We start from the raw sequence: 22,340 nt of genomic DNA, 5'->3' as shown, positions 1-22,340 counted from the left end.
ACGACAATGAACAGGTAAAGACTGGTGAGGGTTATGGAAATTACCCAGAAAGCTCCGGCCAAAATCAATCTTAGTCTCGACGCGCTGTACCGCCATGGCGATGGTGAGCACGAGTGGCGCATGGTCATGACGAGCATCGACCTGGCGGATTACGTGTCCATACGCCCGGGTGCCCGTAAAATCAGGGTCAGCACGGACAGCGGCTTTGTCCCTGAGGATGCGCGCAACCTCGCGTTCCAGGCGGCCCGTATTTTGCGTCAAGAGGCTGGTATTAATGCCGGTGCATCAATCTACATTGAAAAACACATTCCCGTAGCGGCGGGCCTGGGCGGTGGCTCCGCGGACGCCGCGGCGGTTTTGCGCGGCCTGAACGAACTGTGGGGGCTGCACTACAGCCAGGAACAACTTGCACGGATCGGTCTCAAAGTGGACTCGGACGTGCCCTTTTGTGTGTATTCGCAACCGGCACTGGTTACGGGTCGTGGCGAGCAGGTGACGCCGCTAGGCACCCTGCCCAGCTTTTGGGTGGTTCTGGTAAAGCCGGCTATTTCGGTCACTACGGCCCGTATTTTAAGCATGGTGGACTACGACCAGGTTCTGCACCGGCCGCAAACTGACCGCGTGCTTAAGGGTATCACCCAGCGCAACTTTGACCTGATGGTGTCCGGGATGGGCAACGCACTCGAAGACGTGACTGCCACCCGGTTCCCGGTGATCAAAGAACTTGAACAGCGTCTGGTTAAGTATGGGGCCAGTGTGGCACAGATGAGCGGCACCGGGCCGACCGTCTTTGGCTTGTGCCCCACCCGTTCGCGGGCGGAGCGCGTCTACAACAGTATGCGTGGTTTCTGCAAGGAGGTGTATTTAGTGCGGCCATTGAGACTGGGTTAGCACGCCCAGCGCTGATGGACCAGTAATGCGGCCACGACGGCGCGTTCGTTTGAATGATGCAGGTGGTGGGGGACTACCAACGTATCATTGAGATTAACGCCCGACCGGCGCGGTCGTGCCGAAGAAGTGGAGGAGAAGATGAATAAAGAATCTTCAGGGCGGCACGCGACCGCTGACCATTTTGCCTGGGGCACCTTTTTGAACACGGGTTACACCATCGTGGAGTTGGTATTGGGAGCCATGGTGGGCTCCGTGGCGTTGATTGCGGACGCGTTGCACAATTTGAGTGACGTGCTGGGCCTCGTGTTGGCGTGGGGCGCGGAGCTGTTGACGCGGCGGCACCCCACGTTACGACGGACATACGGCTTGAAGGGTACCACCATCCTGGCGGCGTTGGTCAACGCACTCATGTTGGTGATTGCCATGGTGTTGATCGTGGCGGAAGCTGTCAATAAACTGCATCATCCAGCCCCGGTCGCGGGGTGGTCCGTGGTGCTGATCGCGGGCGCGGGGGTCCTCGTCAACGGGGCCACGGCGCTGCTGTTTGGTCGGGGCAACAAGGACCTCAACGTGCGGGGGGCCTTTTTGCACATGGCTGCAGATGCCGGCGTGTCGCTAGCCGTGGTCGTCGCCGGTATCATCATGATCGTCACCGGGTGGCGCTGGGTGGACCCGGTAGCCTCGTTAGTAGTGGCGGGCGCAGTGCTCGGATTAACGTGGGGATTGTTACGTGATGCCCTCAACATGGCGTTGGCGGCGGTTCCCCGTAGTATCGACACCCGGCAGGTGGAGGCAGTCATTGCGCATTGCCCGAGCGTGGTGAGCTACCACGACCTGCACATCTGGGCCATTAGCACGGCCGACACGGCACTGACGGTACACGTGCGGCGGAACACCCACGAACATAACGACGCGTTCTTGGACGAACTCGCTGCACGAATCCGGGAACAGTGCGGCATCACCCACATCACCATCCAGGTCGAGTACGGCAATAATGACGGTGATAACGACTACTAGTCTACTAGTCACTACACCGGGTGCCAGTGGGAAAAAACCGTCGACGATAGGCGAACATTGTTGAATAATGGGTGGAAATGGCTAGCGTAAAGACGGATATTCGGTTATAATCGATTGATAAAATACGTAAAACATTGAAACTCAGAGGAGATAACAACATGAAAACCCGTCGTAGTGATCGACTGATTGATATGACCCGCTACTTGTTAGAGCGGCCCCACACGCTGGTGCCCCTAACCTTTTTTTCGCAGCGCTATGAATCAGCTAAATCGTCCATCAGTGAAGACCTGGCCATCATTCGCCGTACTTTTAAGCAGCGGCAAACTGGCATTTTGGAGACCGTCCCTGGGGCCGCTGGTGGCGTGCGCTACATTCCCATGATTGGCATCGACGAAGCTAACGAGTTTATCAGCGAGATGGCTGGTCGCTTGGCGGACACTGACCGGTTACTACCTGGTGGGTACGTGTACCTCAGTGACCTTCTCGGCACGCCGGAAGTTTTGCGCCAAATCGGTCGCCTAATTGCGACCCAGTACCTGGATTCCCGCGTGGATGCCGTCATGACGGTGGCCACTAAGGGAATTCCGATTGCCCAAAGTGTCAGTCAGTACTTGAACGTACCGTTTGTGATCGTGCGGCGTGATTCTAAGGTGACGGAAGGCTCCACCGTATCCGTCAACTACGTCTCGGGTTCGTCGGACCGTGTCCAGAAGATGGAACTCAGCAAGCGTTCCTTGCGTGCCGGCGAAGGCGTCCTGATCGTGGACGACTTCATGAAGGGCGGCGGCACCGTTAACGGGATGAAGAGTCTGATTGAAGAATTTGATGCTGAAACGGTCGGCGTTTCCGTCTTTGCCGAAGGGACGTTCAACGGTGACCACATGGTCGATGATTACACCTCGCTATTGAAAGTTGACACGGTCGACGGTAAGGAAAAGAGCATCCACGCGGCGGCCGGGAACTACCTGCAGCGCAACGAGGATCTGCTCAAGGAGTTGGGTAATTAATGTCATCCTACTTGGAACCCATCAAGACGGCCATCTTCGTCTTTCCGTTCCTGGCTGCTTTGCTGAGTTTACCGTTCGTCATTTTGCAGTACCGACGCTACGGCAGCTTTTTGTGGAGCCGTACTATCGTCCTGTTTTTCTTCGTGTTTTACATGCTGTGTGCATACTTCCTGATTATTTTGCCGTTGCCACCCATCCACGTGGTGGCGGCATTGCAAACGCCGCGGTACAACCTCGTACCGTTGATGTTTGTGCGGGAATTCATGAAGTATTCTGGGTTTGAGCTCACTAATTGGCACACCTGGTTGGCGACGCTTAAGCAGCCGTCGTTCCTGCAACCTGCGTTTAACCTAATGCTGACCGTGCCGTTTGGCTTCTACATGCGCTACTACTTTAGGCGCTCGTGGTGGCAGGCAGTGTTATTGACGTTTGGCCTGAGCCTCTTCTTTGAACTGACCCAGTTGTCGGGGTTGTACCTGATCTACCCCCGGCCTTACCGCTTGTTCGATGTGGACGACTTGTTGATCAACACCACCGGCGGGGTCCTCGGTTTTGGGTTGACGCCCCTGATTGCGGTGGCCTTTCCCAACCGGGCCCGGATGGATGCTCAAAGTTTTGCCCAGGCTGACCGGGTCGGGCCACTGCGGCGTTTTGCGGCGTGGCTGGTCGACTTTGTGATTATTCGGGGTCTGGTGGCGTTCTTGTTGAGTGCCGTACTCCGGTGGTTGGGTCACGCCGGGCTGGCGGCAAGCTGGCTGGTGACGTACCTGGTGCCAGTCCTGTGCTTAATGTACCTGACTCCGCTGTGGTTGCACGGCCAGACGCTGGGCAAAAAGTTGTTACGGATACGCATCGTGGGCGTGAATGGGACGTCACTGTCGTGGTGGCGGCTGGGGTTACGTCAGGGTGTACTGTACCTGATTACGCTGCCGCTGTTGCGGGTCTGGACGCACGAACTAACTGGTGTATTGGCTAATGTGGGTGCCCGGACGCAGCTCAACTTGCTAGCGTTGGGCCTACTCAGCGTGGGCGTGCTGTTCGTGGTCTGGAACCTTTGCTGGCAGTTGTTGCGGCGTCGGGAGCGGTTGTTCTACGAAGCGTGGGCGGGTACCGAACAAGTGGCGCTCAAACCACGCACCGCGGTACCAACACCAGTTGCGCTAACGCCAGACGCGCGGCAAAGTGATGGTAGTAAATGATACTCAGCAACGATAATTGAAATGTACTGTGAGGGACCACCTGGGCGGGGTCCCTTTTGTTGTGTGGTTGGGACGTTAGAACGGAGATGGCAGGGCCTATACCAATTACGGCAAGTGCGCGGTGACTATGCTATCATTACAGGTGACACCAAAACCAAAACTTACAGGAGCGAGAGTATACATGACAGCAAAATACACGATTATTTTAGCCGCGGGTAAGGGTACGCGGATGAAGAGCAAGCTACACAAGGTGTTGCACCGTGTTGCGGGCAAGTCGATGGTCGACCACGTGTTGACCCAGGTAGAGCAAATTCATCCCGAAGCCGTGGTCACTGTGGTTGGTCACGACGCTGAGGCGGTCAAAGCTGAGTTGGGGGACCGTACGCAGTTTGCTGAACAGAAGGAACAGTTGGGGACTGGGCACGCTGTTTTGCAGGCTGAAAGCATTTTGGGTGGTCGCGACGGGGTGACAATGATTGTCAGTGGTGACACACCGCTGTTGACTGCCGCCACGTTTGAGAAGTTGTTCGCCTACCACGCGGACAAGGGCGCCAAGGCCACAATTTTGACGGCGGCAGCGCCAGATCCGACTGGCTATGGGCGCATCATCCGTGGCGATTTGGGTACCGTCCAGAAAATCGTGGAACAAAAGGACGCCACGCCGGAAGAAGCCAAAATCAACGAAATTAACACCGGCGTGTTCTGCTTTGACAACAAGGCTTTGTTCTCGGCCTTGCACGAAGTGACGAATGATAACGCGCAGGGTGAGTATTACCTGACGGACGTGATTGAAATCCTGAAGCGGCGCGGTGATGTGGTGGCCGCATACAAAATGCCAGACTTCAACGAAAGTATGGGCGTGAACGACCGGGTGGCTTTGGCCGCCGCGGCGAGTGTGATGCGCGACCGGATCAACGAGGAGCACATGCGTGACGGGGTGACCCTGATTGACCCTGAGCGGACGTACATTGATGCGGACGTGCAGATCGGCAACGATACGGTCATTGAGCCGGGCGTTTACCTGAAGGGTCAGACCGTGATTGGTAATGATTGCCACATCAGGTCGGGTTCGACCATCGTCAACAGTACCATTGAAGACGGCGTGACCGTCACGAGTTCGACGATTGAGGACAGTATTATGCACAAGAACAGTGATATTGGTCCGAACAGCCACCTACGTCCACAGAGTGATATTGGTGAGGGCGTCCACATCGGGAATTTCTGTGAAGTGAAGAAGGCCACGATTGGCGCTGGCACCAAGGTGGGGCACTTGACGTACGTGGGTGACGCGACCCTGGGCAAGAACATCAACGTTGGCTGTGGCGTGGTCTTTGTCAACTACGATGGGGTCAAGAAGTGGCATACGAACGTGGGCGATGACGCCTTTATCGGCAGCAACTCCAACATCGTGGCACCGGTGGACGTGGCGGATCACAGTTTCATTGCGGCGGGTTCGACAATCACGAACGACGTGCCGTTCCACGCCATGGCGATTGCCCGGTCACGGCAGACGACGAAGCCAGATTATTGGGACCGGCTGCCATTGTCCGACTCGGAGGACTGGCAGTAGCGAGCGCAACGCAGGCCGTTGTGGTTACGGTAGTGTGTAGCGCGGTTAAATCAAATAAGTACAGGGTGGCCCTTAAGCATTGTGGCCACCCTTTCTTATCTACGCCAGTTGGTTGATGGTAAAGAAAACAATAGTTTGATCACTAAATGTCCGTACTGGCGCCACTAATCGCATTAATTGGGCGCGTTTGCTGTGGGGGCGGTCTTCGTCCTGACACTCTGATTGTCACACCTCAGTTGGTGGTGTACTTTCATGTCTTGCCGGCCCGTTCCTAACCAACTTTTTATGGCATTTGCGGTGTTGAACCAAGGAACTTTCAGAAATAATTTCATGAGAGCCAGTCAACGTCACTTGCTTTTTGTGATTAATCGTCTAGACTTAATACGTAAGCAGAATCCGAACAAATACACATATGGAGGCCACCATGTCTGCGCATTACGCTGACCCGAAATTAAAAATTTTTGCCCTGAACTCCAACAAGCCGTTGGCGGAAAAGATTGCCGCTGAGGTTGGTGTTGAGTTGGGTAAGTCGTCCGTGAACCGTTTCTCTGATGGGGAAATTCAGATTAACATCGAGGAAAGTATCCGTGGGGATGATATTTACTTGATCCAGTCCACCTCGGCGCCGGTTAACGACAACCTGATGGAATTGCTCATCATGATCGATGCCCTGCGGCGTGCGTCCGCCCACACCATTAACGTGGTGATGCCGTACTACGGGTACGCCCGTCAAGACCGCAAGGCGCGGAGCCGTGAACCGATTACCGCCAAGTTGGTGGCTAACATGCTCGAACGTGCCGGTGCCGACCGGGCGTTATTGCTGGACCTCCATGCGGCACAAATCCAGGGTTTCTTTGATATCCCAGTTGACCACTTGATGGGGGCGCCGCTGCTGGCGGACTACTTCCTCAGCAACCACTTTGTTGGTGACGATACCGTGGTCGTTTCTCCTGACCATGGTGGGGTGACGCGTGCCCGGAAGCTGGCCGAGTTCCTGAAGTCGCCGATTGCTATCATCGACAAGCGGCGGCCACGGCCAAACGTGGCTGAGGTCATGAACATTGTCGGTAACGTCAAGGACAAGCACTGTATCATTATCGATGATATGATTGACACCGCGGGGACTATCACCTTGGCTTCGGCGGCGTTGAAAGAAGCCGGCGCCAAGTCCGTGCTGGTTTCCGCAACCCACGCCGTGTTCTCTGGCCCAGCCGTTGAGCGGTTGAAGAATTCTCCGATTGAGCAGGTCGTGGTGACCGACTCGATCCAGCAGCCGGAGGACAAGAAGTTCGACAAGTTGGTGACCGTTTCAGTTGGTCCACTGATTGGCCGGGCCATCAAGCACATTCACGAAAACCGGCCAGTGTCCCCATTGTTCCAGAATCGGTTCCGTCGGGACGCTGAGTAGTACGTATAGATAGCAAAGGAGCAACCACGATCGCGTGGTTGCTCCTTTTTGATTGTGTGGTTTTTTGTCAGTCATTTTGGTGGGTCTGCGCGGCGAGCATATCCCGAATTTCTTTGAGGTAGGTTTCTTCTGCCGACGGGGCCGCGGGCGCAGGTTTAGCACGGTGGGTGAGTCGGTTGATGATTTTGACCAACAGGAACACGACGAACGCCATAATGATGAAGTTGATCACATCACTGATGAACGTCCCGACAGTGAACTTAGCGCTGAACACGGTGAAGTACAATCCGTCTAAGTTTGCTTTACCCATAAACAATGACAGTAATGGGCTGATCAAATTAGTGGTGAGGGATTTCACCAGGCTGGTGAAAGCACCGCCAATGATAACGCCCACAGCTAGGTCGACCATGTTGCCACGACTAATAAATTCTCGAAACTCTTTCAGCATAGTACTCCTCCTCCTGGATGCTCAGTCAGCGTAACCATTACAAGGAATATTTTAGCATGGTTAGAAGGCTATCGTGTGGGTAGCGCCCAAAATCATGGTGAGGATGGTGTAGGCTAGGATGAGGCCGCCGGCGACAAAATGGCGGCGTTTGTTCATGACCATCATGGCAACGTATTCACGGATGGTGGCGTTGGGCAGGAAGTACAGACGGGTCTTGGCCCCGATTCCGTTCGCGTCGATACCAGCACGGCGGGCAAAAATACCAGCACGCAGTAAGTGATAATTATTCGTGCAAAACATCGCGTGATAAGGCCGTCCCTGTTGGTGTTGATCGATGATGCGGCGTGAAAAGCGCATGTTCTCCAGGGTCGTGCGGCTTTGATCCTCGAGGAGGGTCGCTGTAGCCGGAATGCCGTGGGCCACCGCATACGCTTGCATGGCTTGGGCTTCGCTGACCTGTTCATCGGGGCCCTGGCCGCCAGACAAGATGATGGTCGGTGCTGGCAGTCCCTGCGCCACTTGCCGCTGGTAGCGGGCAATGGCTACGTCAATGCGGGCGCCCAGCAGACGGGATACCCGGTGGCCGTCCAGTAGTCCGGCCCCGAGGACGATCAGGTACTGGAGCGGCTGACGGGTCCGCCAGCAATTGTAAGCGATGAGGGCGGTGAGAAAGTTCAGGCCGGTAATGGCAATGTACAACCAGCAACAGTTTACCAAGACCGTCAGTGAGTAGGCCAACCAGGCTGGCAACAGTTGGTGGCCGACGGTATCCAAAATACTGAGTAGCACCAAACCCGCGGCAATCATTAAAGTGAGCATGTTGCCCAGACTATGGCCTTCACGGCGCCACACGAGCAAAGCGTTCCATAATAACCACACTAGGTGGAAGGCCACCAGCATGATCACGGGCACACCGACGATTACGAGGGCGATGAGAGCCACGACGAGGAGCGTGGTACTATTGGCCACCATGACGATTACGGCGGCGAGGGTGAGCAGGCTGAACAAAGCTAGGTTGATCAGCAACCCGTTGACGAGCCGGCGAGGTTCACTGAGGTAACTGTACGTAGCCAGGCCGCAACAACCCGCAGCAATCAGGAAGACGCCAAAAAGAAACCAGTTCATGTGCATTCCGCCTTTCAGTCGAGTGCCGAATAGATTATAATGAGAGCAAATTAGAAAGTGGTGATAAAAATGACCGACCCAGTTTTTGGTACTAAGGATCCCAAGTTGGACTACGTCGAGCGCCGCGGCGTGTACGCCGTTATTCCGGATGCGTCGGGCCAGCGGCTACTCATGTTGGGCGCACCTAACTCGGCAATTTTCCTGCCGGGGGGCGGCGTTGAGGCTGGCGAAGATGACCAGGCGACTTTGCAACGGGAACTGCTTGAAGAATTTGGCGTGCGGGTCACAATTGATGACAAACTGGGCGCGGCGGCGGAGTACTTTTACTCCCATCACCGGCAAACGGCCTATTACCACCCCGCAACGTTTTACGCGTGTCATGGGATCGAACAGGTGGCGCCACCACTGGAAAACTTCAACACGTTGATGTTGATGCCCATTAGCGTGGCAGCTGGCCAGTTGAAGCGGCCGACCCACCGGTGGGCGGTCGCACGCTGGTTGGAACTGCAGGCGCATATTCACGAGGGTTAACGCAATACATACCGTTCGATGGCCTGAGCGACGCCGTCTTCGGCGTTGGTGCCGGTCACGGCATTGGCCTGGGCTTTGACGGCGGGGATGGCGTTACCCATCGCCACGCCCCAGCCGGCATAATTGAACATGGACAGGTCATTGGCCTGGTCACCTAGCACCATCACTTCGTCGGGTTGAACATGCAGTTTGGCCGCTAAGCCAGCGAGGGCGCGCCCCTTGCTGGCTCTTTGGTTCAGCACTTCCAGAAAGTAGGGTTCACTGCGCACGATGGTGTAAGCAGCGCGGGTGGCGGGGGCTAGGTGGGCTTGTAACCGGTCAATCTGTGCGGGTTGGTCAATGAACATAATTTTGGCAAAGCGGGTGTCCGGTGCAAAGTCGTCCGGGGTACGCACCACCAAGTTAATAAACGTCAGGCGTGCTTCCGTCCGGGTGAGGGCGGATGTTGGTGACTGTCCCGCGTACAATGTCTGGTTGTCTTCAGCGTGAATGTCTACGTGGAAGCGTTGGCTCAGGGTGTAGAACCGGGCGTAGTCAGCAAGGGTCACCTCGTGTTGTAGCAGCACGGTTCCACTCGCGCAACTTTGTACCAACGCGCCGTTGTAGGCGATGGCGTAATCATCGTCGGTGGTCAGACCCAGCGGCTCGAGGTAGGTGGCAATGCCGGGTAGGGGCCGGCCGGTACACAGCACGACTCGGACTCCCGCGGCCCGGGCGGCGCGAATAGCCTCACGGTTGCGCTGGCTAACTGCGTTGTCGTGGTTGAGCAAGGTGCCATCCATATCGGTTGCGATGAGTTTGATCGTCATGTTACTACCTCCCGTTACAGTAGTCGGTTGATACGCGGATCAATGATCTGTCCGTGGGCAAGGTACTGCTGAAATTCGCCGTACGCGGGCTGCCAATCCGGGTCGTCTTTGCTCGTCAGCATGACTTTGGGGAAGAAGAACCGCTGGTCGCCGCTGACCTTACCGGTAATGGCCGCTACCAGCGGGCTCAATGTGGATAATTCCTCTAGTGAGCCGTCGAGTTGCATAATCTCGATTTGGGTCTTGGGACTCGCGCTGGTCGGGTCGTACTGGTCGTATGGCAAGTCAAAGCTGTTGTTGATGGCCGTGTAGTACGCGGGATCAAAGCCGGCATCCGCAACGGCCTGGCGCATTGCGGGCAGGAGGTCCGCCGTCCCGGTCGAAAACGGTAATGACTTCAGCGGCCGGCGGTTCAGGAACCGGTCAGCTAGGTCACTCAAAATCGGATCGGGGTACCGCTGCCAGTAGTGAAAGTAGGTGGTGAGCACGCCGTCGTCCAGCTGGAGGTAGTCATCCAGATTAAAGTCTTGGCCAAAGAACGGAATCAGTAGCCGCGGCCGGAATTCCTTTTTGACGCTGCCGGCTTCGTACAGTTCCTTGGCGCGCTTGAGGACGCCAGTGAGAACTACTTCCATCCCGCGGGACACGGGGTGGAAATAAACTTGCTGGTACATTTGGAAGCGACTCACGATGTAGTCCTCCACCGCGTGCATCCCGCTGGGTTCAAAGGCGATGCCACCCGCGTAGGGCCGCATTACGCGCAGGATCCGGGTGAGGTCAAAGAGACCGTAGTTGGTCCCGGTGTTGTACGCGTCCCGCAGCAGGTAGTCCATTCGGTCGGCATCGATTTGGCTGCTGATCATTTGGACCACTTGGGGATTAGGGTACTGGTGGTCAATCACGCTAGCCACTTGGTCAGGGAACTCGGGGCTCACACCACGCAGGATGGCGTTCACGCGGGTATCTGGACTAGTAATAATTTCCCGGGTAATATCTTCGTGGTTGGTATGGAAGATGTGTTCAAAGGTGTGCGAATAAGCGCCGTGGCCGATGTCGTGGAGTAGCGCAGCACACAGGGTGAGCAGCCGTTCGGAATTGTCCCACAGGCCATCTCCGGGTGTGCGGCTGGGGTAATTAGCGGCAAAGTTGTCACAGATCTCACGCGCAATTTCGTATACGCCCAGTGAGTGGGTGAAGCGTGTGTGCTCGGCACCCTGGAAGACAATGCTACTGACACCGAGCTGATGAATGCGGCGTAAGCGTTGCATTTCGGGTGAGTTGATCAAATCGAGAATAACGCTGTCTTGCACGTGGATATAATTGTGGACCGGGTCGCGAAAGACTTTTTCGCGCGGTAATTTTTTATTTGCCATGTAGTCCCCTCCTGGAAACGTTTCTACTACTTTAAGTATAGCCAAACTAGCAGTCTGCGTCACCATGCAGGGTGTTGTGCCTCATAGCTGGTGAGCGGATGGGTGGCGGAGGCAGTTGTCGGGGTCACACCATCCCCCGGTAGCCGTTGCGGCGGCTTTGGCATATAATACAGGGCAGAGAGGATGACAAGTATGGACATGACACGCGGCGTCCCGGTTCAAATTCACCTTGAAACGTGGGTCAACCAGGACGGAAACAATGAACACCATGAATTTAATGAACCCGGACAACTCGTCCAAATGGGGGACACATTATATATACGCTACCGTGAACAGGCGGACGATGATTCCACCATCCCCGTTACTTTTAAGATCGCTGGGGCTGACTCCGTGATGCTCACCCGTGGTAACGCGGAAACCGACACCCGGCTGCAGCTACAGTTCGAAGCCGAAAAAGCCGTGGTGGCACGGTACACGACCCCGTACGGTATAATTCCCGTGCAGACCATTACGCCACGGATGGATGTGGCCTATACCAGCGCACCACTGAATGGTGAGGTGTACATCGAGTACCGGCTTGATGCGAACAAGCAACACTTGGGTGATTACCGCCTGCACCTGAACTTTACTGGAGCCAATTAAATTAACGTGAACGCGCAGCTAAATGTCACAAATGTGGTATGCTACTATTGATATGTAGATGGTTCGCTGGTATCATTGAACCTATCTGCGAAAACGGGAAAGGGGCGCGACTAACTTGAAACTGGAAGTATTCCAAGACGCCGACAAAAGCGAGCTGTCCTTAATTGAGGTTGCACGCGCAATCTTAAATGAAAAGGGCGAACCAATTGCGTTTGCTGATCTGGTCAATCAAATTCAGACCTACTTGGGCCGGAGTGACGAAGAAATTCGTGAACGCTTGCCACAGTTTTATACTGATGTGAACGAAGATGGTGAGTTTATCTCGCTGGGTGAGAACGTCTGGGGGCTGCGCTCCTGGTATCCATACGAATCCGTCGACGAAGAGGTTAACCACCCCGAAGACGAAGAAGGGGCGCCCCAGCGCAAGAAGCGTAAGAAGGTCAACGCCTTCTTGGCTGACGTTGCTGATGACGATGACGTCATTGATTACAACGCCGATGATCCTGAAGACGATGATCTTGACGATACTGACGATGACTACGATGACGGTGAAGCTGGTTATGCGGACGACGACGATGCGGCTGTCGATGATGATGCCGACGAAACGGACGACACGCCAGACAAGCTGCCAGATGGTATCGAAGGTCAGTTAGCTGAGTTTAGCGATGACGATGATGATACTGATTATGATGATTAGATAGTATGACTGTGGGGCCGCGTAATGGACGTGGCCCTATTATTATGCGCAGGTTAGGCGTTATTGGTGCTGTGAGTCTGCAGCAGGCGACCAACCCGGTATGGGGTTGACCGTCCTTGATATCCCTGCCGGTAATCCCTTGACTTTGGCATGTCATCCCGGTAATATACTTATTGGGCACTCTGCAGAACCTATGTAGAGTCAATCGGTTACAAGCTCCCTATTCCATTGTGAATGGGGAGCTTGTTTTTTGTTTTTGTTTTTCCCCGCGGTAAAGTCGTTGTTGGCTGTCGTGGCGACACGCAGTCTAGGATAGGAGAGTTGATATGACCAAGTATATTTTTGTCACTGGTGGCGTTGTTAGTTCCCTGGGCAAGGGGATTGTTGCCGCATCACTTGGCCGCCTGTTGAAGAGTCGCGGTCTCAAAGTTACCATTCAGAAGTTTGATCCATATTTGAACGTCGATCCCGGTACCATGAACCCTTACCAGCATGGTGAAGTGTTCGTGACCGACGATGGCGCCGAAACGGACCTGGATTTGGGTCACTACGAGCGGTTTATCGATATCAACTTGAACAAATACAGTAACTTCACGGCTGGTAAAATTTATTCGGAAGTTTTGCAGCGTGAACGTCACGGTGAATACCTGGGCGGGACGGTGCAGGTAATCCCACACGTCACTAACATGATTAAGGAAAAGATTATGCGTGCCGCGAAGCACACTGATTCGGATGTTATCATCACCGAAATCGGTGGTACCGTGGGTGACATTGAAAGTGAACCATTCTTGGAAGCTATTCGTCAGATGAAGGCGGATGTGGGCGCTGAAAACACCTTCTACATCCACGCTTCCTTGGTACCATACTTGCGGGCTGCCGCTGAACTCAAGACCAAGCCAACGCAGCACACCGTCAAGGAACTGCGTAGCATCGGGATTCAGCCGAACATGTTGGTTTTGCGGACGGAAAAGCCCGTCACCGACGAAATGAAGCAGAAGATTGCCATGTTTACGGACGTGCCGACGGAAGCCGTTATTGAGTCGCGGGATGTGCCCACCATTTACTCAATCGTGCGCAAGCTGAACGAACAGGGCATGGACCAATACGTGGTTGACCACCTGGGCTTGAAGACGAAGCCGGCTGACATTAGCGACTTTGTTGAGTTGGAGCACCGGGTGCAGAACTTGCAGGGGAGCGTTAAGATTGCCCTCGTCGGTAAGTATGTTTCCCTCAAAGGCGCCTACATTTCCGTGGCTGAAGCGCTGCGGGCTGCCGGATACAGCTTCAACACCAAGATTGAGCTCAACTCCCTCCAGGCTGAAGACGTGACCGATGAAAACGCGGACGAGTTGCTGGGGGATGCGGATGGCATTCTAGTTCCTGGTGGCTTTGGTGACCGGGGTCTGGAAGGCAAAATTGCTGCTATTCGCTACGCACGTGAGCATGACGTCCCGTTCCTGGGCATTTGCTTGGGGATGCAGATGGCGTCGATCGAATTTGCCCGGGATGTGGTTGGAATCAAGGATGCCATCAGCACCGAAACTGCGGATCACGGTACCCCAATTATTGATATTCTGCCTGACCAGGAAAACGTGGAAAACATGGGCGGTACCTTGCGTTTGGGGCTGTATCCATGTGACCTGAAGCCGGGTTCAGTTGCCGCCGCTGCATACGGCAACGTTAAGGAAGTACAGAAGCGTCATCGTCACCGTTACGAGTTCAACACGAAGTACCGCGCTCAGCTTGAGGCCAAAGGGTTGGTGTTCTCCGGTACGAGTCCTGATAACCGGCTGATGGAAGTCATCGAGTTGCCGACCAACAAGTTCTTTGTTGCTAGTCAGTACCACCCAGAATTCCAGTCTCGGCCAACGAAGCCAGAACCACTATTCAAGGCGTTCATCAAGGCCGCGGGGAACTTCTAAAGAAAGTTAAATAATTAATCTGTAGTTTTGTTTAAGAGGGGCGGCGCTTGCTTTTAGCGCCGCCCTTCTATAAACTGGAATAATGAGTGAAGTTGGTAACCTGACATTAAAGAACGGCCACAGGTAAACGCTTGCAGGCCGCCCAGGGTGGCGAATCGTCATCTTGCTCATTTGGTTATCGCGCCCGTCAGCGGGTTCACGGATAAATTCAACAATTAAACGTTACGAAATGATTTTCAACGAGGAATTTTTTGATGGAAAAAATGCTGATTCATGGGGGGAAGAGACTGTCTGGCGAGGTCACAATTGGTGGCGCTAAAAACAGCACTGTTGCGCTGATTCCCGCTGCCATCCTGTCCCGGACACCAGTACTGCTAACTGGGGTGCCACATATCCAGGATGTTTACAACTTGATGAGTATCCTGGCTGAGATGAATGTGACCTCTGACTTCAGTGGTAATGACCTACGCATTGACCCGACGCAGATCGTGATGACCGATCTCCCCAGTGGGAAAATCAAGAGCCTGCGGGCGTCTTATTACTTTATGGGCGCCATGTTGGGCCGCTTTGGACATGCGGTCGTGGGGTTGCCTGGTGGTGATGACATTGGGCCGCGGCCAATTGACCAACACATTAAGGGGTTCGAGGCCCTGGGTGCCAAAGTGGCGGACCATAACGGGGCCATTGTTTTAAATGCGCCTGAAGACGGCCTGCATGGAGCACATATTTTCCTCGACATGGTGTCGGTGGGGGCAACCATCAATATCATTCTTGCGGCGGTCACTGCCCACGGACAGACGGTTATTGAGAACGTTGCACGGGAGCCGGAAATTATTGACCTCGCTACGTACCTCAACAATATGGGCGCGACGATTCGTGGTGCCGGTACTGACGTGATTCGCATTGAAGGTGCCAGTCGGTTGGCGGCGAACAACGCGCATACCATCATTCCTGACCGTATTGAGGCGGGCACGTACTTGTCCATTGCGGCAGCCCAGGGTGACGGTATCCTGGTCAAGAACATCATTGCGGAACACCTGGATTCTTTTTTGGCCAAGTTAGAGGAAATGGGTGTGGTCATGGATGTAGGGGAAGATTCCATCTTTGTATACCCTTCCGGTGAGCTTCACGGCGTGACGATTAAGACTGCGCCATACCCCGGCTTTGCCACTGACCTCCAGCAACCGTTGACTCCGTTATTGATGAAAGCCGACGGGGAGGCGATGGTGATCGACACCATCTATCCCAAACGGACCCGGCACGTGCCGGAACTCCTCAAGATGGGAGCTAACATCAGGGTGGAGGATGATCACATCAAGATTCGTCACTGCGACCAACTGACCGGCGCGACGGTTGCGGCTGAAGAGATTCGGGCCGGCGCGTGCTTAATGCTGGCCGGGTTGATGGCGCAGGGCGAAACGACCATCACCAAAGTCGATAACATTCTCCGCGGTTATGACCGTGTGGTAATGAAGTTGCAAGGCTTGGGCGCGGACGTTCAGCTAGTGGACAGCGCCAGCTGAAAATTGCCAAAAGTGCGCATTCGTGTTAACATACTACAGTTAAGATAATAAGAATCTCTGGGTCAGGCAATGGCTCAGGGCGAAGGAGAAATGATCATGAAGCAAGGAATTCACCCAGATTATCACCAGGTCGTATTCATGGACTCAACGACTGGTTACAAGTTTATTGCTGGCTCCACTAAGACCAGCAGCGAGACTGTCACCATGGACGATGGTAAGGAATACCCATTGGTTCGTGTTGAAACGACGTCTGACTCCCACCCGTTCTACACTGGCAAGCAGAAGTTTGCTAAGGCGGATGGCCGTGTTGAGCGGTTCAACAAGAAGTACGGTTTTACGAGCAAGTAATGATGTACTTATAAAATCCCGGTTAGCGCCGGGGTTTTTGTTTGGGCAAAAAAGGTAGCGCGTCTGGCTATTAAATCACGTTTAGCTTTACTTATATGTCAATAAGCTCTTGCTAATGAACGGCCAAAAAATAAAAATTATCCTGTGATAAATTGGCGCGTTCACGGATAATAATTTGGTATTATAAGTTGCGTAGAGAGGCGCAAGCCAAACTCAAACCTAAACTTACACTCCCCAAAAAAGTTCCCCCAAACTTTTCCTCCGCTAGCGGAGGTTTTTTTTACTCTCAGTTAGGACTTTGTCCTTACTGAGAGTTAACTCGGAGCAATGGCCAAGCCATTGCGAGAGACTGTAGCATTGGCTGGCTTGAGCGCAGATGGCGAAGAACTAGCGGAGTGTCGATGGTCAGTTAGGACTTTGTCCTCACTGAGAGTTAACTCGGAGTAATGGCCAAGCCATTGCGAGAGATTGTAGCATTGGCTGGCTTGACCGCTGATGGCTGAAAGCTAGCGGAATGGCGATGCCCAGTACGGACATTGTCCTTACTAGGAAAATTATCTGTGATCGCTCGGTGAGGTGAGGATAAGTTTGAATCCCTGCCACGCACCCCAAGGACTGATGATGATGCCCCCCGCTGTGGGTGGGTGACACAAGATTGTAGGATTGTTAGGTTGTCGTTAAAGACAGTCAGTGCGCTGTTTGTCGGGGTATTAATGGTGTGACTACTTTTATGTGTGAAGTAAATCACATAAATTTACGTTTATTATAACTAGCCAGATGTGTCAATGTTGTGGTATCGTTTACGGACGGATGGCCGTCACGAATATGATTTCTTGGTGGCGCTGTCGACGTTACACAGGGATAATCGTTGTATTTGCAACGTTTATTGACAAGGGTGACAGAAGTGTCCGCCACAGCATTATTTAACTAATGGTACTATAAATAAATTATTATAAAGTTCGCCAAAATAAAAAATATATTTATTGATGTTGCTGAGCACAGCTTGTTAGATTTGGTACTATATAACTTGTAGAGAGGCATCAGCCTATCTCAAACCTAAACTTACACTCCCCAAAAAAGTTCCCCCAAACTTTCCTCCGCTTGCGGAGGTTTTTTTTTACTCCCAGTTAGGACATTGTCCTTACTGAGAGTTAACTCGGAGCAATGGCTAAGCCATTGCGAGAGACTGTAGCATTGGCTGGTTTGACCGCTGATGGCGAAAAGCTAGCGGAATGGCGATGCCTGGTAAGGACATTGTCTTTATGTCCCTACTGGGAGCTAACTCGGAACAATGGCCGAGACTGTAGCGTTGGCTGACTAGATGGCTGATGATGGAAAAGAATAGGAATACCGATGGCCATTAGGGACATTGTCCTTACTGGGAGACATCTCGGTGCCAGGACAGCTAACTACACAATCAGCGACCTTTCCCGGCGCGAAACTAAATGCATTTTGCCATTTGCGCGCCAAAATCCTCACGGTGAGGAAATGCTTCTGTTAAACTGTTCATGTTAGTCGATTTGCGCGGGGCTGAAACTGCCAGGTACCGAGCTGGAATGTCGAGGCCAAAGTGGGTCCTGGGCATCCCAGCCCGTCCCATTCTGTCTCTGAACGCTCCGCTCTGCTGATTGGAGGGCAGAATATGCGTAAATTTAGCCAGTACCTATATTACCTGAATATTATCGGCATGCTGTTGTACGTCATTATCTGTGGGACGTTGCTAGCTATGGGCCATCCGTGGCGCAGTAGCCAGCTGGGCCTGATTGGGCAGGTTGCCGCTGGGCTGGTGTTGGCCTCCGTGCCGCTTGCACTGACCAAGTGGTTGCACGTGCAGTTGCCACCGTTATTGGTGGCGCTGTACGAGTTGTTTATCCTAATGTCGATCCTGTTAGGTACCGGGATGGGGATGTACTCGGTGCCGTACTGGGACAAAGTTGAGCACGCCTTCTCTGCGGCCATGTTAGCCGGACTCGGGTACATGATCTTTGCGGCCCTGACGCCCGCCGACCAGCGTGACCAGGTCAGCCCGCTATTACTGAGCATCTTTGCGGTGGCATTCGGGACAATGGTCGGTGTCTGCTGGGAGTTTTACGAGTTTACCGGTGATGGTTTGTTCGGCCTCGACATGCAGCGGTACATGAGCGGTGGACACTTGTTGGCTGGTCGGGCCGCGCTCATGGACACCATGGGCGACCTGTGCATGGACTTTGTGGGGAGCCTGGCGCTGGGCATCGTCGGGTACTTTGGTATTCGGCGGAATCGGCACTGGCTCGACACTTACATGCTGCGGCGGATAAAGTAGTGGCATCGGGGCCCGATTCGCGGTAAAATTGATGGGTTCAAATCAGTTGTGGGTAGTAACACGTTGCTACCTGATCGTGGTGCGGATCACGATCTAATCAAAAACGGGTACGTGCAGTTGATGTGCCTACCCGTTTTTATATAGGGGAGATACTGTCATGAAAATGACTCTGGATACAATTGCCAGCGTGGTGGGTGCCACAGCACCAGCTAACGCTGACCAGGTGACGGTGACTGGCGTGTGTTTTGACGCCCGGAAGGTGCAACAGGGCGACCTGTTTGTACCATTGAAGGGTCACCGTGATGGTCATGAGTTTATTGAGCAGGCCTTTGCCGGTGGCGCGGTCGCTAGTTTCTGTGACCACGCGCATGCAGAGAGTACGCAAAGCCGCGTGGGTACTGCGCCGCTACTGGTGGTGGATGATCCACTCAAGGCGCTACACGCGTGGGCACGTTACTATCTGCTGATTAAAGTGAACCCCAAAGTGGTTGCCATTACGGGTAGTAACGGGAAAACGACCACCAAGGACATGACGGCCGCAATTTTGGCCAGCCAGTACCGGGTGGTTAAGACCCAGGATAACTTTAACAATGCTATCGGGGTCCCCATCACGATTCTGTCGATGGAACCAAATACCGAGGTGCTAGTGGTCGAGATGGGTATGGATCACTTTGGTGAACTTGAAGCCCTCAGCACCCTGGCGGAACCGGATGTGGCGGTTATTACCATGATTGGCGAAGCACACATTGAGTTTTTTAAGACGCGCGACCGGATTGCGGATGCCAAGATGGAAATCGTGTCGGGGCTCAAAGACGATGGCCTGTTCGTTTATAATGGGGATGAACCGTTATTGCGGGAGCGGGCCGCCAAAGTGACGCAGGACCAGGTCACCTTTGGCCTAGCACCAAATAACGACCTGGCGGCGGAACACGTGCAGCCGTTCCGTGACCACACGGAGTTTGATGTTTCCCGCTGGCCAGACGTGCACTTCTCCATTCCGATGATGGGGGAGTACAACGTTAACAACGCCCTTGCGGCGATTTTAGTTGGGCGGCGCTTCCATGTGAAGCCGGAAGCCATGCGTGATGCGTTGGCGCACTTCAAGGCCACGCATAACCGGACGGAGTGGTTGAAGGGTGACGCCGGGGAGTCCATCCTCAGTGACGTCTATAACTCTAACCCGACCGCTGTGCGTGCCGTGTTGCACGACTTTGTGAAGGTGCCCACCAAGGGGCGCCGCATTGCCGTGCTGGGTGACATGCTGGAACTAGGCACGGCGAGCCATGACCTACACGCGGGTTTGGCCGATGCCTTGGATCCTGACCAAGTTAACTGTGTCTACCTATACGGGCCGGAAATGCATGCGCTGTATACCGCCCTGCAGGCTAAGTATGACGGCCAGCACCTGTTCTACTTTGCCGAGGATGATCAAAGTCACCTGGAGTCGCAGCTACTGGATGGGGTGTACTCGGATGATCTCGTTTTGATCAAGGGTAGCCACGGGATGCACCTAGAAAACGTGTTGAGCGCGTTACTGAACGGTTCACGAGAATAACGTTATGACAATTTTTGGGAGTGGTGCTACCGCACACACTCCCTTTCTTTATGGGCAGATGTTAATGAAGATAACCATTGCGGTCACGTGGCCGCGAACCCGAGGAGACGCAATTTCTGGTCGTTGAGCATGTTGCAATTATGAAAACTGGCTGTGAAACCCTAGGGCGTCTGGGCCTTTCTTTGCGTTTTGACCCGATTCACGCTATAATAGTAAGAACGCATTTTTGATAACACATTGTGCACGTTACAAAACGGTACCTTCATGGGTGGATTTACTCCGGTTTTGTGGTGTGCATATGCACACACTAGGAGGACTCATTTGAAGTTTACAGAATTAGGTTTGGACCAAGATTTGCTCAAGGCGATTGACCGTGCCGGGTTTGAAGAAGCAACCCCAATCCAGGCAGCCACCATCCCGCTGGTCTTAGCGGGTAAGGACGTTATTGGGCAGGCCCAAACGGGTACTGGTAAGACCGCGGCTTTTGGTCTGCCATTACTGCAACACATTGATTTTAGTGACCGTTCCGTTCAGGCGTTGGTCATTTCACCAACCCGGGAACTGGCGATTCAGACCCAGGAAGAACTTTACCGGTTGGGTCGCGACAAGCATGCACGGGTCCAAGCCGTGTACGGTGGTTCCGACATTCGGCGCCAGATTCGTGGCTTAGCAGATCATCCACAAATCGTTGTGGGTACGCCAGGTCGTTTACTTGACCACATCAACCGTCACACGTTGAAGCTGGCTAACCTCCGGACTTTGGTCCTGGACGAAGCCGACGAGATGTTGGACATGGGGTTCATTGATGACATTGAGAGCATCGTGCAGAACGCACCGGAGGGTCGTCAGACCTTGCTGTTCTCCGCGACGATGCCTAAGCCCATCATGAACATTGCCAACAAGTTCATGCACAATCCTGAGACTGTGCAGATCAAGAGCAAAGAGCTGACTGCCGACAATATCGATCAGTACTACGTTCGCGCTAAGGACTTTGAAAAGTTTGACATCATGACCCGCATCTTTGACGTGCAGGGTCCTGAACTGGCCCTGATCTTCGGGCGGACGAAGCGCCGTGTCGACGAACTGACTAAGGGTCTCCAGGCCCGCGGTTACAAAGCCGAAGGAATTCACGGTGACCTCACCCAGCAGAAGCGCTCGCAGGTGCTGAAGCAGTTTAAGAGTGGCGAGCTGGACTTCCTGGTTGCCACCGACGTTGCCGCTCGTGGACTTGACGTTTCGGGTGTGACCCACGTTTACAACTACGACATTCCCCAGGACCCCGACAGCTACGTGCACCGTATTGGCCGTACTGGCCGTGCCGGTCACTCCGGGGTGTCCGTAACCTTCGTCACGCCGGGTGAAATTGACTACCTGCGGACGATTGAAGACCTGACGAAGAAGCGGATGCTACCAATGAAGCCACCAACTGCCGACGAGGCGTTCCGTGGTCAGTTGAATACAGCGTTGGCCAACGTTAAGGAAATCATGGACGGTGACCTCAGCAAGTTTGAGGATGACGCTGCAGCCCTGTTGAAGGAATACACGCCAGAACAGATTGCGGCTGCCCTGCTGAAGAGCGTTGCACCAGATGACGCGTCCTCCGTACCGGTTAAGATCACACCAGAACGTCCATTACCACGGCGCGGTCACGGTGGTGGCCGGAGCCGTAATGGCGGTCGTGGTGGTTACCGTGGGAATAACCGCGGTGGCTACCGTGGTAACCGTGGTGGCGAACGCCGTGGCGGTTATCGGGGTTCACGCGACCGTAATGGTGCTGACCACCGTAACGGCGGCCGGCGGGATGATCACCGTCGCGATGACCGTAACCGTTCCGGTGCCGGCAAGAAGCGTAATAGCTTCACAATTCGGACTAAAGACTAAAATTAACGACAAGGAGCTCACCACGTTGGTGGTTGGCTCCTTTTTGTTTGGGGTAACAAAGTCGTTGTTCCTGACTTGTCCGGTAGCAGTAT

The 22,340-nt window shown here is 54.0% G+C and carries 19 protein-coding genes; 15 read left to right on the top strand and 4 right to left on the bottom strand.

Annotated features, from left to right (window positions below; genetic code table 11):
• Nucleotides 1–33 precede the first annotated feature (33 nt).
• The 6 genes from ispE (at nucleotide 34) to FD19_RS03815 (ending at nucleotide 7,092) form a co-directional block, all read left to right on the top strand.
• The gene (gene ispE, locus FD19_RS03840) at nucleotides 34–891 is read left to right on the top strand and encodes a 4-(cytidine 5'-diphospho)-2-C-methyl-D-erythritol kinase (RefSeq protein ID WP_054750139.1); all 858 of its coding nucleotides are present in this window, start codon (nucleotides 34–36) and stop codon (nucleotides 889–891) included.
• Between the two features lie 138 nt (nucleotides 892–1,029).
• Nucleotides 1,030–1,908 (top strand): cation diffusion facilitator family transporter, encoded by an 879-nt coding sequence (locus FD19_RS03835; RefSeq protein WP_054750141.1) that lies wholly within the window; start codon nucleotides 1,030–1,032, stop codon nucleotides 1,906–1,908.
• Between the two features lie 158 nt (nucleotides 1,909–2,066).
• Nucleotides 2,067–2,915 (top strand): pur operon repressor, encoded by an 849-nt coding sequence (gene purR / locus FD19_RS03830; protein ID WP_056969166.1) that lies wholly within the window; start codon nucleotides 2,067–2,069, stop codon nucleotides 2,913–2,915.
• Nucleotides 2,915–4,114, top strand: a complete 1,200-nt coding sequence (locus FD19_RS03825; protein WP_082619494.1) for a VanZ family protein — start codon at nucleotides 2,915–2,917, stop codon at nucleotides 4,112–4,114. The genes purR and FD19_RS03825 overlap by 1 nt, the downstream gene beginning before the upstream one ends.
• 181 nt (nucleotides 4,115–4,295) lie before the next feature.
• Nucleotides 4,296–5,684 (top strand): bifunctional UDP-N-acetylglucosamine diphosphorylase/glucosamine-1-phosphate N-acetyltransferase GlmU, encoded by a 1,389-nt coding sequence (glmU, locus tag FD19_RS03820; RefSeq protein WP_054750143.1) that lies wholly within the window; start codon nucleotides 4,296–4,298, stop codon nucleotides 5,682–5,684.
• Nucleotides 5,685–6,108: 424 nt separating this feature from the next.
• Complete coding sequence (locus FD19_RS03815; RefSeq protein ID WP_054750145.1) at nucleotides 6,109–7,092, top strand: ribose-phosphate diphosphokinase; 984 nt, start codon at nucleotides 6,109–6,111, stop codon at nucleotides 7,090–7,092.
• A gap of 67 nt (nucleotides 7,093–7,159) precedes the next feature.
• Here the strand turns inward: FD19_RS03815 and mscL are convergent, their stop codons facing one another.
• A complete protein-coding gene (mscL, locus tag FD19_RS03810) occupies nucleotides 7,160–7,540 on the bottom strand; it encodes a large-conductance mechanosensitive channel protein MscL (RefSeq protein WP_056969165.1) in 381 nt (126 codons plus the stop codon).
• A 60-nt stretch (nucleotides 7,541–7,600) separates the two neighbouring features.
• Entirely contained in the window at nucleotides 7,601–8,665 is a 1,065-nt protein-coding gene (locus FD19_RS03805; RefSeq protein WP_225353476.1) for a YdcF family protein, read from the bottom strand.
• Between the two features lie 69 nt (nucleotides 8,666–8,734).
• On the opposite strand from FD19_RS03805, the gene FD19_RS03800 reads away from it, so the two are divergent.
• The gene (locus FD19_RS03800) at nucleotides 8,735–9,196 is read left to right on the top strand and encodes an NUDIX hydrolase (RefSeq protein WP_054750150.1); all 462 of its coding nucleotides are present in this window, start codon (nucleotides 8,735–8,737) and stop codon (nucleotides 9,194–9,196) included.
• On the opposite strand, the gene yidA is transcribed toward FD19_RS03800, so the two are convergent.
• Both yidA and FD19_RS03790 read right to left on the bottom strand, forming a co-directional pair.
• On the bottom strand, nucleotides 9,193–10,005 hold the full coding sequence (yidA, locus tag FD19_RS03795; RefSeq protein WP_056969164.1) for a sugar-phosphatase: 813 nt from the start codon (nucleotides 10,003–10,005) through the stop codon (nucleotides 9,193–9,195). The two genes, FD19_RS03800 and yidA, sit on opposite strands and share 4 nt — an antisense overlap.
• Nucleotides 10,006–10,019: 14 nt before the next feature.
• Nucleotides 10,020–11,378 carry an HD domain-containing protein gene (locus FD19_RS03790; protein ID WP_056969163.1) on the bottom strand — a complete coding sequence of 453 codons (1,359 nt, stop codon included), beginning with the start codon at nucleotides 11,376–11,378 and terminating at the stop codon, nucleotides 10,020–10,022.
• Nucleotides 11,379–11,570: 192 nt separating this feature from the next.
• Between FD19_RS03790 and FD19_RS03785 the strand changes: the two genes are divergently transcribed.
• From FD19_RS03785 to cshA, 8 genes are all read left to right on the top strand, one after another.
• Nucleotides 11,571–12,020 (top strand): YwiB family protein, encoded by a 450-nt coding sequence (locus tag FD19_RS03785; protein ID WP_056969162.1) that lies wholly within the window; start codon nucleotides 11,571–11,573, stop codon nucleotides 12,018–12,020.
• A gap of 115 nt (nucleotides 12,021–12,135) precedes the next feature.
• Complete coding sequence (rpoE, locus tag FD19_RS03780; RefSeq protein ID WP_054750155.1) at nucleotides 12,136–12,717, top strand: DNA-directed RNA polymerase subunit delta; 582 nt, start codon at nucleotides 12,136–12,138, stop codon at nucleotides 12,715–12,717.
• Nucleotides 12,718–13,043: 326 nt separating this feature from the next.
• Complete coding sequence (locus FD19_RS03775; RefSeq protein ID WP_054750157.1) at nucleotides 13,044–14,639, top strand: CTP synthase; 1,596 nt, start codon at nucleotides 13,044–13,046, stop codon at nucleotides 14,637–14,639.
• A 254-nt stretch (nucleotides 14,640–14,893) separates the two neighbouring features.
• Nucleotides 14,894–16,162 (top strand): UDP-N-acetylglucosamine 1-carboxyvinyltransferase, encoded by a 1,269-nt coding sequence (locus FD19_RS03770; RefSeq protein WP_056969161.1) that lies wholly within the window; start codon nucleotides 14,894–14,896, stop codon nucleotides 16,160–16,162.
• A 96-nt stretch (nucleotides 16,163–16,258) separates the two neighbouring features.
• The gene (locus FD19_RS03765) at nucleotides 16,259–16,510 is read left to right on the top strand and encodes a type B 50S ribosomal protein L31 (RefSeq protein WP_054750159.1); all 252 of its coding nucleotides are present in this window, start codon (nucleotides 16,259–16,261) and stop codon (nucleotides 16,508–16,510) included.
• A 1,642-nt stretch (nucleotides 16,511–18,152) separates the two neighbouring features.
• A complete protein-coding gene (locus tag FD19_RS03760) occupies nucleotides 18,153–18,812 on the top strand; it encodes a DUF2238 domain-containing protein (protein WP_054750161.1) in 660 nt (219 codons plus the stop codon).
• Nucleotides 18,813–18,969: 157 nt separating this feature from the next.
• Nucleotides 18,970–20,367: a UDP-N-acetylmuramoyl-tripeptide--D-alanyl-D-alanine ligase gene (locus FD19_RS03755; RefSeq protein WP_056969160.1), complete on the top strand. Its 1,398-nt coding sequence runs from the start codon at nucleotides 18,970–18,972 to the stop codon at nucleotides 20,365–20,367.
• Nucleotides 20,368–20,688: 321 nt separating this feature from the next.
• Complete coding sequence (gene cshA, locus FD19_RS03750) at nucleotides 20,689–22,248, top strand: degradosome RNA helicase CshA (RefSeq protein ID WP_056969159.1); 1,560 nt, start codon at nucleotides 20,689–20,691, stop codon at nucleotides 22,246–22,248.
• Nucleotides 22,249–22,340: the final 92 nt, after the last annotated feature.

Source organism: Lacticaseibacillus thailandensis DSM 22698 = JCM 13996, from assembly GCF_001436135.1.
Classification (GTDB): Bacteria; Bacillota; Bacilli; order Lactobacillales; family Lactobacillaceae; genus Lacticaseibacillus; species Lacticaseibacillus thailandensis.
This window is presented reverse-complemented; position numbering and strand designations above follow the sequence as displayed.

Coding starts and splice junctions, on each gene's coding strand:
- ispE (WP_054750139.1), top strand. CDS start 34: ATGGAAATTACCCAGAAAGCTCCGGCCAAAATCAATCTTAGTCTCGAC.
- FD19_RS03835 (WP_054750141.1), top strand. CDS start 1,030: ATGAATAAAGAATCTTCAGGGCGGCACGCGACCGCTGACCATTTTGCC.
- purR (WP_056969166.1), top strand. CDS start 2,067: ATGAAAACCCGTCGTAGTGATCGACTGATTGATATGACCCGCTACTTG.
- FD19_RS03825 (WP_082619494.1), top strand. CDS start 2,915: ATGTCATCCTACTTGGAACCCATCAAGACGGCCATCTTCGTCTTTCCG.
- glmU (WP_054750143.1), top strand. CDS start 4,296: ATGACAGCAAAATACACGATTATTTTAGCCGCGGGTAAGGGTACGCGG.
- FD19_RS03815 (WP_054750145.1), top strand. CDS start 6,109: ATGTCTGCGCATTACGCTGACCCGAAATTAAAAATTTTTGCCCTGAAC.
- mscL (WP_056969165.1), bottom strand. CDS start 7,540: ATGCTGAAAGAGTTTCGAGAATTTATTAGTCGTGGCAACATGGTCGAC.
- FD19_RS03805 (WP_225353476.1), bottom strand. CDS start 8,665: ATGAACTGGTTTCTTTTTGGCGTCTTCCTGATTGCTGCGGGTTGTTGC.
- FD19_RS03800 (WP_054750150.1), top strand. CDS start 8,735: ATGACCGACCCAGTTTTTGGTACTAAGGATCCCAAGTTGGACTACGTC.
- yidA (WP_056969164.1), bottom strand. CDS start 10,005: ATGACGATCAAACTCATCGCAACCGATATGGATGGCACCTTGCTCAAC.
- FD19_RS03790 (WP_056969163.1), bottom strand. CDS start 11,378: ATGGCAAATAAAAAATTACCGCGCGAAAAAGTCTTTCGCGACCCGGTC.
- FD19_RS03785 (WP_056969162.1), top strand. CDS start 11,571: ATGGACATGACACGCGGCGTCCCGGTTCAAATTCACCTTGAAACGTGG.
- FD19_RS03775 (WP_054750157.1), top strand. CDS start 13,044: ATGACCAAGTATATTTTTGTCACTGGTGGCGTTGTTAGTTCCCTGGGC.
- FD19_RS03770 (WP_056969161.1), top strand. CDS start 14,894: ATGGAAAAAATGCTGATTCATGGGGGGAAGAGACTGTCTGGCGAGGTC.
- FD19_RS03765 (WP_054750159.1), top strand. CDS start 16,259: ATGAAGCAAGGAATTCACCCAGATTATCACCAGGTCGTATTCATGGAC.
- FD19_RS03760 (WP_054750161.1), top strand. CDS start 18,153: ATGCGTAAATTTAGCCAGTACCTATATTACCTGAATATTATCGGCATG.
- FD19_RS03755 (WP_056969160.1), top strand. CDS start 18,970: ATGAAAATGACTCTGGATACAATTGCCAGCGTGGTGGGTGCCACAGCA.